Annotated in this window: 1 pseudogene; it reads left to right on the forward strand. The window is 37.7% G+C overall.

Annotated elements, in window-relative coordinates:
* A pseudogene (locus BAQ46_RS21170) lies at positions 1-4,827 on the forward strand (beta strand repeat-containing protein); the annotation flags it as partial.

Consider the following 4,827-nt stretch of genomic DNA (forward strand, 5'->3'; position numbering starts at 1 on the left):
TAATAGCGGAAATACTACCGCAAACACACCTGTTTTTATCGATATATTACCACCCGAACTTTCATTCGTTCCTGATAGTGTACAAATTAACTCCATCCCACAACTTGGATTTAGACCAGATAGCGGAATCTCTTTAGACGCAATTCCAGTTGGAGGAACGATAACAATTAGCTTTCAAGCTATTGTTGGCTCAATACCAGCTACAAATCCAACATTGAACCAATCTAGCACAACATACTCTATCATTGTTGATCCTAACCAGCCGCCGGTGACAGAAACAGCTACAAGTAATCCAACTTTAGTTCAAATTAACGAAGCGATTATTCAAGCAACGAAAAGTGTGGATCGACTATTTTCTGACATTGCACCTGGAAATTCATTTTTAACGTATACTGTTTTATTAGAAAATATAGGGAACACAACTGCTACGAATATCATTTTTACAGATCCGACTCCAAATAATACAATATTTATAGAAGATAGCGCTCGAGTAGGTGGGGTTTTATTACCTGGAGTAAATCCAGCGAACGGGATACCAATTGGGGATATTATTGCAGGAGATTTTATAAATGTTACCTTCCGTGTGCAAGTAGTTAGCATCCCAAATCCTATTTTTACAATCGGACCTGGAGGACCAAACTCACCAGTTGTAAACGGTGCTTCTATTGATTATCAATTTATGACAGGACCTAATTTACCACTTGTTTCACGAAATACGACATCTAATTCTGTTTCGACACAAATAAATTCTGGGGAAATTGTGGCAATCAAATCTGTAGATAAAACTTTCGCAACGATTGGCGATACAATTTCTTATACAATTACATTAAGCAACCCTGGAAATGTCACTTCACAAAATATAATTTTCACGGATACTTTACCTGATGGAACGGCATTCATATCTGGCACTCTTACAAACGATTCTGGTACACAGCAAATCGGAAATCCATCTAACGGGATTCAGATTGGAAATATAAACCCAAATGGAACGGCCGTGATTACTCTTAATGTACTTGTTACAAACATTCCAAGTATAAATCCAATTTCTAATTTTAGTTCTGTACAATTTGCACATGTGGTTGATCCTAGCCAACCTGCCGTAACACAAACGAATGTATCTAATTCTGTTTCGACAACAATTAATAGTGCAATATTAACGACCCAAAAAAGCGTTGATAAATCTATCATTTCTGTTGGAGATACGATTACGTATACAACAACTATTACAAATACAGGAAATACGACTGCAACGAATATAACGTTCACGAGCGCAATTCCAGCTAACACTACCTTTATACCAAACTCAGTCAAAATAAATGGGGTTCAGCAATCTGGTGCGCAACCAGCACTTGGAGTAACTATACCAAATATCGCTCCTGGTGAAACAGTAACCGTTACTTTCCAAGCAACTGTTCTTTCTGTTCCCCCTTCAAGTTCAATTATGGGTAGTGACACAATTTTATATTCTTATACTGTCGATCCAAACGGAACTCCTATTACAACTTCTACTTCAACGAATATCGTTACAAACCCGGTACTAGATGCTATGATAACGATGGTGAAATCTGTAGATCAAACACTTGTAACACTAGGTGATACTATTACCTATACGACACTTTTGACAAATACCGGTAATACAAACGCTACGAATATTACTTTCACTGATCTTATACCAAATGGTACGACGTTTATTACTGATAGCGTTACAATAGGTGGCATTACACAAATCGGGCTCAATCCTAATACCGGCATAACAATTGGATCAATTGCTCCTAACAGCTCAATATCTATAGCATTTCAAGTTACAGCTACTTCTACACCAGCCCAAAATCCTATTGTCAATTCCGCTACTGCTTCTTACACATTTATCGCTGATCCAAATGCACCAATTGTTTCAAGAAGTGTTACTTCAAACACAACATTTACTACAATTAATACAGCTACCATTCTTTCATCTAAACAAGTTGATAAAGCATTTAGCCACATCGGAGATACACTCACTTATACGGTCACTTTAACAAACAATGGAAATTCATCTGCACAAAATGTTATTTTCACAGATACTATGCCGAGCGGAACTACATTTATTGCAAACACATTTTCCATTAATGGAGTTCCTCAAAGTGGTGCGAATCCAGTAAACGGTGTAAATATTGGACCGATAACAGCGGGGGCTACAGTAAATGTTTCCTTCCAAGTAAACGTGACCTCATTACCAACCGAAAACCCAATTGTAAATTTCTCATCAACATCTTATCAATTAATCTCACCGCCTGATACAGAAACTTCAATTAGCAATCCTGTTTCAACGCAAATTAAAGAAGCCATATTATCTATGACGAAGAATGAAAGTGCATCCTTTGCAGATATCGGGCAAACTGCTTTTTACACTACTTCTATTACCAATGTAGGCAATACCGATGCAACGAATATTATATTCACAGATGTATTACCAAGTGGACTCACATTTGTTCCTAACACATTAACTGTCGATGGCGTTTTACAACCTAACGCGAATCCAAATACAGGTGTATTACTTGCAGCACTTCCACCAAATGAAATATATAGTATCGTCTTTCAAGTTACAGTTAGCAGCATTCCACCTATTAATCCAGCACCGAATACAGCATCAACGACATATGAGTTTACTGTTGATCCTGTTAACCCTCCAGTGTCGAGTTCAGCTACTTCCAACACTACGCTTCTTCAAATAAATAACGCAAATATTATAAGTACAAAAACGGCAGATCTTACCTTTGCGGATGTTAGTAATACAATAACATTTACACTTAACCTCCCTAATACCGGGAATGTGGCTGCAACTGATGTTACCGTCATCGATATACTTGATAGCAATTTAAGTTTCGTTCCAAATAGTTTCACAGTTAATGGGCAAACCATTCCAAATGCTGATTTATCTACTGGTGTAAATATCGGTTCCATTAATGGTGGTAATACGGCAATTGTCACATTCCAAGCAACTGTTACTACACTTCCTACACTTAATCCTATTTCTAATTCTGCTTCTATCACATATCATTATGTCGTTGACCCTAGCCAGCCATCTATTACAACTTCTAATCAATCTAATACAACAACCACACAAATTAATAGCGCTATCCTTACTGCACAAAAAAATTCAAATGTATCTACGGTTGACATTGGGCAAGATATTGTCTACTCCGTTACAATTACAAATAGCGGAAATGTTAGTGCAACAAATGTTATTTTTACCGATCTTATTCCAGATGGAACTTCATTTGAACCGAATAGTTTTACACTTAACGGAACTAGCATCCCAACTGCAGATATCGTTACAGGAGTTCCAATTGGTGATATCGCGCCAAACCAATCTGTCATTGTGGCATTTAATATTATCGCAGATGAAATCCCGCCTATAAATCCAATTACCAATCAAGCTAGCGTTAACTTTCAACATATCGTTAATCCGGCTAATCCACCAGTTTCAAAAAACATTACTTCTACTACTGTTTCAACAAAAATCGAAAGTGCAATTTTAAACACGATTAAAATCGGAGATAAAGCTTTTGCAACGATTGGTGATACGATTACGTATACAACTACGATTACGAATACAGGAAATATTCCAGCTAACAACGTTGTTTTCTCAGACCCTTTACCTTCATGGACACAATTTGTTACAGGATCAGTTGTTGTTGACGGTACTTCATTACCATCCGCTTCTATCACCAGCGGTATTGGCATAAATACAGTCAATCCAGATCAAACTGTAACAATCATATTCCAAGTTCAAATTGTAAGCAATCCGACAACATTCACTCCTGAACTCCAAAACTTAGCATTTGTGAACTTCCAATATAACGTAGGCAATGCATTACAGGCTCAGCCTGGCAACGTGGAAACGAACGTCTTCGTTACTTCTATTCATTCAGCAATACTTTCAGCTGTAAAAACTGCTAGTACAGCCTTTGCAAATATTGGCGACACGATCACTTATACCGTTTTAATTCAAAATAGCGGCAATACAAATGCTACGAATGTAAATTTCTCAGACCTCATTCCAGCAGGAACGACCTTTGTTGAAAATAGTTTTACTGTAAATGGAAATACCATTCCAGGTGCAAATCCAAATAGCGGCGTTACTATCGGGACCGTTAGCGCGGGTAGTTCCTTAACCGTTACTTTCCAAGTCATAGTTACATCTACTCCTCCTTCCAACCCAATTACAAACGTTGCATCTATTCAATTCGCATTCATCGTTAATCCGGCCGCTCCTCCTGTTACAGGCACAATAACTTCTAATAGCGCTTCAACACAAATTAATAACGCTACTGTTACAACGCTTTTAGAAGCAGATCGAACAATCGTATCTATTGGAGATATAATTACGTACACTGCAACATTAACGAATACTGGAAACTTCCCTGCAAACTCTGTATTACTCATTAACGGTGTTCCTGAAGGGGCATTATTTGTTCCAAATAGTGTCACGCTTAACGGGATTTCACTTCCAGATGCAAGTCCAACTCTCGGTATTCCAGTTGGTATTATCGCACCAGGTGATTCTGTTACGATTACGTTCCAATTTCTTGCAAACTTCTATTCCACCGCAAGGAGCAATTATAAATCAAGCACTTACAAGTTACACGTATATTGTCGATCCGAGTCAACCTCCTGTTACAGCAACATCCTCGTCTAATACGGTTAATACAGCTGTTGTTGATGCATCGTTATCCGTAATTAAAAATACAGATTCTCTCGTACAATCTACTAACGGTACAATCACTTACACTGTAGTCGTTCAAAATAACGGGAATACAACTGCAAATACAGTTACTTTAACAG

The sequence above is a fragment of the Bacillus paranthracis genome (assembly GCF_001883995.1).
Lineage (GTDB): Bacteria > Bacillota > Bacilli > Bacillales > Bacillaceae_G > Bacillus_A > Bacillus_A paranthracis.